The sequence below is a fragment of the Candidatus Rokuibacteriota bacterium genome (assembly GCA_016188005.1).
Taxonomy (GTDB): domain Bacteria; phylum Methylomirabilota; class Methylomirabilia; order Rokubacteriales; family CSP1-6; genus UBA12499.
The window spans coordinates 1-4053 of the sequence record JACPIQ010000126.1 but is presented as its reverse complement, the minus strand read 5'-3'; the positions used below and the strand labels follow the sequence as shown (position 1 = coordinate 4053).

Below are 4053 nucleotides of genomic sequence, written 5' to 3'. Positions count from 1 at the left end.
CCGCGCGGGGACGCCGGCCGGCCGCCGACATGCCCCCTCTCCACGCGGGGAAGTCGATCCGCATCGCCCGATAATTCCGATGTTTCCGCCATCCTCCCGCCGCCGGAAGTAGATACCCCCTTCCCCCACCGGCCGTGACAAGATCTTCGCGGTCTACCGCCGGGCCAAGGAGCGCGTGGCGCGGCTGCTGGGCGTCCCGCCGTCCCGCGTGGCCCTCCTCGCGCATGCCTCCGAGGGGCTCAACCAGGCCGTCCGCTCGGTCGCCTGGCGCCCCGGGGACAATGCCGTCTTCGCTGACCTCGAGTACCCGTCGCTGATCTATCCGGTCGCGGCGCTGCGCGATTGCGGCGTCGAGCCCCGCATCGTCAGGACCGCGGGCCACTACCTGTCGATGGACGCGCTGGCGGCGGCCGTGGACTCGCGCACGCGGCTGCTCCTCGTGAGTCACGTGAGCTTTCTCACGGGCCAGCGGCTCGATCTCGCGCGCTGCGCCGAGCTGGCGCGCTCGCGCGGCGCCTGGCTGGCCGTGGACGCCACCCATGCGCTCGGCGTGGCACCCGTGCCCGGCGACTGCTGCGACTTCGTGGTGTCCTCCTGCTACAAGTGGCTGCTGGCGACCCACGGGGTCGGCATCTTCGCCTCCAGCGCCGAACGCGTCGGCGATCTCGCTCCGGCGACGGTCGGCTGGCACAGCGTGGCCTCTCGCCCCGGGCCCGCCGATCCACTGGCGATGACCCTCCGGGAGGACGCCGCCCGGCTCGAGGCGGGGAACCCGAGCCTGCTGGGGTGCTTCGTGCTGGACAATGCGCTCGGCGCGCGCGAGGGGCTCGAGCCCGAGGCGATCCTGGAGCACGCCCTCGACCTCGGCGGCGAGCTCATCGCCGGGCTCCAGGCGCGCGGCCGCCGGGTCATCACCCCCGAGGCGCCGGCGGAGCGCGCCGGCAACGTCTGCTTCCTCGCCGATGACGCGGAGGCGCTCACGCGGCGGCTGGCTGGGCGCCGGGTGCTGGTCTGGGCCGGCGATGGCCGCGTGCGCGTCTCGGCGCACCTCCACAACGACGCCGCCGACGTCCGGGCCTTCTTCGCCGCTCTCGACGCGTAGCGCGCATCCTTCACGTTGGGCTGGGTCGGGAGTGGCCGTCGCGCCCGGCGGGGGTCAGCCCGGAGCGCGCACCACGCGGAGGCCGTAGTCGGAGTACCGCAGGTGGGGCGGCAGTGACGAGCGGTGGGCGACCGGGCTCCACGGGTCCTGATGCCGCCAGGCGCCGCCTCGCGAGGCGCGGCGTGTCCCGGTGTCCGGCCCACGCGGGTTGATCTCGGGCGACTCCCGGTAGTAAGCCTCGCTGTCCCAGTCCAGGCACCACTCGTGACAGACGCCGGAGAGCGCGTGGATGCCCAGCGGGTTGGCCGGGGTGGTGGCCACGGCCGGAGGTCGATCGAACGGCGCGCCGGTGGGCCGCTCGTCACCCCACGGGTAGCGGGCATCGTCGAGTCCGCCCCGCGCGGCCTTCTCCCACTCCGCCTCCGAGGGCAGCCTGTGCGCCTCGCCGCTCTCCCGGGAGAGCCACTGGCCGAAGGCCTCGGCGTCGAACCAGCTCACGCCGACCACCGGCTGGTCTCTGCCCGAGAAGCGCGGATCGGTCCACCACGGGGGCGGGGGAGCGTCCGTGGCGTCGAGGAACCGCGCGTACTCGATATTGGTGATGGGGAAGCGGCCGATGGCGAAGCCGTCGACCCAGACACGGTGACGCGGCCGCTCTCCGGGGTGGCCATCCTCCCGGCCCATCCAGAACCAGCCCGCGGGGATCTCCACCAGCTCCACACCTCCGAGTATAATGATGTCGCCGATGTGTCTTTCCAAGGAACCTGCATGAACTTCGCCCAGCGGATGTCCCGCCTCGGGACGGAATCAGCCTTCGAGGTTCTCGCGCGGGCGCGCGCCCTCGAGCGCCAGGGCAAGGAGATCGTTCACCTCGAGATCGGCGAGCCGGACTTCGACACGCCGGCGCACATCCGGGAGGCCGCCAAGCGCGCGCTGGACGACGGCGCCACCCACTACGGCCCCGCGGCGGGTCTGCCGGAGCTGCGCGAGGCCATCGCCAAGGATGTTTCGGCCACGCGGCAGCTCGCGGTCACGCCGGAGGAGATCGTCGTCACCCCCGGGGCCAAACCCATCATGTACTTCGTGATCACGGCGCTCGTGGATCCTGGCGACGAGGTCATCCACCCCAACCCGGGCTTCCCCATCTACGAGTCGGTGATCAACTTCGTCGGCGGCGTGCCGGTGCCGATTCCGCTGCGGGAGGAGACCGCCTTCGGCTTCGACCTCTCCGTCTTCGAGCAGAAGGTGTCGCGGCGGACCAGGCTCATCATCATCAACTCGCCCCAGAACCCCACGGGGGGGGTGCTCGAGCTGGAGCAGCTCGGGCGCATCGCCGAGATCGCGGCCCGGTACCGCATCCCCGTACTCGCCGACGAGATCTACAAGTCCTTCCTCTACGAGGGGGAGTTCGCCTCCATCACCCGCTTCCCCGGCATGCGGGATCTCACCATCATCCTCGACGGCTTCTCCAAGTCCTATGCCATGACCGGCTGGCGCCTCGGCTATGGCGTCATGCCGCGGGATCTGGCGGAGCACGTGGCCCGGCTCATGGTCAACTCCAACTCGTGCACCGCCTCGTTCACCCAGTGGGCCGGGATCGCCGCGCTCCAGGGCGACCAGCAGCCCGTGGCGCGGATGGTGGCGGAGTTCAAGCGGCGGCGGGACGTGATCGTCGAGGGGCTCAACCGGTTCCCGGGCGTCTCCTGCCGGTCGCCGCGCGGGGCATTCTACGTCTTCCCCAACATCAGCGCCCTCAGGCGGCCGTCGGCGGAGGTCGCCGCCGCGCTCCTGGACGAGGCGGGTGTCGCCGTCCTCGGCGGATCGGCGTTCGGCGCCTACGGCGAAGGGTACCTGCGCCTCTCCTACGCCGCCTCCGAGGCAAATATCCGCAAGGCGCTCGGCCGCATGGAGCCCGTGCTGGCCCGTCTCGCCGGCTGCTAGGGAACGGCTCCCGCGCCCTGCCGTGCTGCTCCGGGGACTCGTCATCGGCTTCTCCATTGCCGCCCCCGTGGGGCCCATCGGCGTCCTCTGCATCCGCCGCACGCTGGCCCAGGGCCGGGCCGTCGGGTTCGCCTCCGGCCTGGGGGCCGCGACGGCGGACGCGCTCTACGGGGCCGTGGCCGGCTTCGGGCTCACCGCCGCCTCCCGCCTCCGGCATCCTGGTGGGGCAGCAGGTCTGGCTCCGCGCTCTCGGCGGCGCCTTCCTCTGCGGGCTCGGGGCGCGGACCTTCCTGGCGCGGCCGGCCGAGGATGCTGCGCCGGTCCGCGGCGCCGGGCTCGCGGGCGCCTGCGGCTCCACCTTCCTGCTGACCGTGACCAACCCCATGACGATCCTCTCCTTCGCCGCCGTCTTCGTCGGACTCGGGATCGGTGGGGCGGGATCGGAGTACGCGGCGGCGGGGGCCCTCGTCCTGGGCGTGTTCGCGGGCTCGGCCCTCTGGTGGCTCGCGCTGAGCGGCGCCGTGGGCCTCTTGAGGCAGCGCGTGACGCCCCGGGGGCTTTGCTGGGTGAACCGCGCCTCGGGGACGATCATCGCGGGCTTCGGCCTGCTCGCCCTCCTGTCGCTCCGGCCCTGAACGGGCGCCCCGGGCCGACGCCTGGGGGCGAGCCTCGGGTGTCCGGATACTTCGTCAACGCGGCCGAGACCGCGTCGTGCGTGCGGCCCCACGTCTGCTGTGGACACGGCGAGGCAGCCCAGGCTCGGGCATGCTGTGTCGCGTGTCGCCCCAATGGAGCCGCGGCGTCGACGCCGCGGAAACCGCCGGACCCCGCGTCCTTCCCGTCCCACTCGCCAAGCTTCAATGGAGCCGCGGCGTCGACGCCGCGGAAACCCGAGGGCCTTCCTTTCTCGGAAGGCGCACATGCAGCCGCTTCAATGGAGCCGCGGCGTCGACGCCGCGGAAACCGCGGTTCGCGGGGATGGACCCGACGAGCACCTGGGACGCTTCAAT

3 protein-coding genes and 1 pseudogene are annotated in these 4053 nt (G+C 72.5%); 3 read left to right on the top strand and 1 reads right to left on the bottom strand.

Going from position 1 to position 4053, the window contains the following annotated elements:
• Positions 1–175: 175 nt before the first annotated feature.
• Positions 176–1102, top strand: a complete 927-nt coding sequence (locus HYV93_24780) for an aminotransferase class V-fold PLP-dependent enzyme (GenBank protein MBI2529189.1) — start codon at positions 176–178, stop codon at positions 1100–1102.
• A gap of 54 nt (positions 1103–1156) precedes the next feature.
• On the opposite strand, the gene HYV93_24775 is transcribed toward HYV93_24780, so the two are convergent.
• The gene (locus tag HYV93_24775) at positions 1157–1861 is read right to left on the bottom strand and encodes an SUMF1/EgtB/PvdO family nonheme iron enzyme (GenBank protein MBI2529188.1); all 705 of its coding nucleotides are present in this window, start codon (positions 1859–1861) and stop codon (positions 1157–1159) included.
• 9 nt (positions 1862–1870) lie between these two features.
• Here HYV93_24775 and HYV93_24770 point away from each other — a divergent pair, with 9 nt between their 5' ends.
• Both HYV93_24770 and HYV93_24765 read left to right on the top strand, forming a co-directional pair.
• Positions 1871–3043, top strand: a complete 1173-nt coding sequence (locus tag HYV93_24770; GenBank protein MBI2529187.1) for a pyridoxal phosphate-dependent aminotransferase — start codon at positions 1871–1873, stop codon at positions 3041–3043.
• 22 nt (positions 3044–3065) lie between these two features.
• Positions 3066–3678: pseudogene (locus tag HYV93_24765) on the top strand (LysE family transporter).
• Positions 3679–4053: the final 375 nt, after the last annotated feature.